Here is a 2,275-nt window from a genome sequence, read left to right as displayed (position 1 = left end):
TGACCGTGATGTGGCCCCGGCCCGGGTGGCCGTTGCGGCGCCACGCCTCGCGGTAGAGGGCCACCTTCGGCTTCAGCTCCTCCAGCGAGTGCGACATCAGGCCCGTGAGGACGCCCGCGCCCAGCTCACCCGCCAGCCGGAAGGTCTCCGGGTTCACCGTGGCGGTGAGCCACACCGGCAGCTCCTTCTGCACCGGCTTGGGCCGCAGCGACAGCTCCACCGTCGTGCCCGCGCCCGCGGGCCGCGTCACCTTCTCGCCGCGCCACAGCGCGCGCAGCGTCTTGAGATTCTTGAGCAGGATGTTGCGCCGGTCCTCGTAGTTGCCCGGCGCGAAGGTGAAGTCATGGACGTGCCAGCCCGTGGCCACGGAGATGCCCACGCGGCCCTGCGACAGGTTGTCCACGACGGACCACTGCTCCGCGATGAGCAGCGGATCATGCAGCGGCAGCACCACGCTGCCGGAGCGCAGGCGCAGGTTCTTGGTGACGGTGGCGATGCCCGCGGCCACCACGGCCGGTTGCGGGTAGAGGCCGCCGAAGGAGGCGAAGTGGCGCTCTGGCGTCCACACGGCGGAGAAGCCATTCGCGTCCGCGAACTTCGAGCCTTCGATGAGCAGCTCGTACTTCGGCCCGGTGAGGGTGTCCTCGTCGTTGGCGAAGTAGATGAGGCTCAGGTCCATCGCCTTCGCCCGGCGCCCGGCGCCGCCGAGGTTCACCAGCCGCGCCGTCACCTGCTCCGAGGGGAACACCACGCGCAGCCCGCGTGAGAGCGCCCACAGCGCTTCCAGGTCCGGACGGTCCGCGGCGGCTTCGCCCGCGGACAGCCACGCCCCTCCGTCGGTGGGCGAGAACCGTGCGTCCAGCGCGACGAAGAACTCCGACAGTTCCAGGTGGCCCAGCGCCCACGCGGGCTGCCCCGCCCCCATGGGCAGCAGCCACGCCAGGGTGTCGGACTCACCGCGACCTGGCACCTCCGGGATGGAGGCCTCCGAGGGCGTGGCGACGTCTTCGACGTACAGCGTGCGTGAAGCCTCCACGCGCACGGAGGCGACGAGTTCACGCGAGGTGACGAGCACCGGCACGCGCGCGCCTTCGGGGGCATAGAGGGACACCTCGCCCAGGTCGGTGGGGCTCAGCGCGACCACCGCGCCGCCGGCCTCCAGCACGGCCCACAGCGCGATGAGCTTCTCCGGCGACGGCCGCAGGCTCACGGCCACGGGCGCGCCGTCCTTCACCCCCAGCGACCGCAGCCGCGCGGCCAGGGTCCGCACCTGGGTGCCCAGCCGCGCCCAGGTCCAGTGCTCGTCACCGCGTGACACGGCGACGGCGTCGGACTGACGGGCACGCCGGTCCGCGAGGAGGGCGGGCACGGAGGTGAAGCCGGCCACGGTGCGGGGCGTCGGCCACGCGCGGCGCTCGGCCTCCGTGGACAGGGGCAGGCGGGAGACCTGCGTGTCGGGCTTGGAGATCGCCGCGGACAGCAGCACCTGGAAGTGCGCCATGAAGTGCTCGGCGAACGCAGCGTCGAACAGCTCCGTCGCGTACTCCAGCACGCCGTGGAGACGGCCCGGGGACTCGGAGAGCACGAGCGTCAAATCGGCCAGGGTGGCACCCCACTGCACGGGCGTGCCGGGCACCTCCACCAGCGAGCCGCGCATGCCCTGGAGCTCCAGCGTCATCGCACCGGCGCTGACGCCGGAGTGGAAGACGAACACGGAGTCGGCCATGCGGCCCTTGCCGATGTCCTTGCCGGGAACCAGTGCCTCCACCAGGTACTCGAAGGGCACGTCCGGCCGCGCCTGGGCGTCGTTCACCTCTTCGCGAATCTGCGCGAGCATGTCGCGGAAGGTCGGCTCGCCCGCGAAGCGCGTGCGGAAGGCAGCCGAGTGCGCCACGTAGCCGATGAGCGGGAAGAGCTCCGGCCGGGTGCGGTTCGCGATGGGCGTGCCGACGATGAGGTCCGTCTGGCCGCTGTAGCGATGCAGCAGCGTCTGCCACGCCGCGAGCACCGTCATGTACGGGGTGAAGCCTTCGCGTTTGGCGAAGGCGGACAGCTCCCGGGCGAGCGCGGCAGGCATCTCCATGGTCATGCGCGCGGAGTCGAGCGTGCTGTGCGCGGTGCGGGGCCGGTCCGTGGGCAGGTCGATCTGCCGGGGCATGCCCGCCAGTCGCTGACGCCACCACTGCTCCTGTTCGGGCAGGCGCGCTTCCGCGAGGCTCTGGCGCTGCCACTGGCCGAAGTCCGCGTACTGGAGGGGCAGCGCCAGAGCCTCGCG

At 72.0% G+C, this 2,275-nt stretch carries 1 protein-coding gene; it reads right to left on the bottom strand.

Annotated elements, in window-relative coordinates:
- Nucleotides 1–2,275: MupA/Atu3671 family FMN-dependent luciferase-like monooxygenase (locus tag D7X12_RS40935; protein WP_120630514.1), on the bottom strand; the 2,275-nt coding region annotated here is incomplete at both ends.

Origin of the sequence: Corallococcus sicarius (genome assembly GCF_003611735.1) — a bacterium.
Taxonomy (GTDB): Bacteria; Myxococcota; Myxococcia; order Myxococcales; family Myxococcaceae; genus Corallococcus; species Corallococcus sicarius.
The sequence above is the reverse complement of the archived record's forward strand: the minus strand, read 5'-3'. Positions and strand labels throughout refer to the sequence as shown.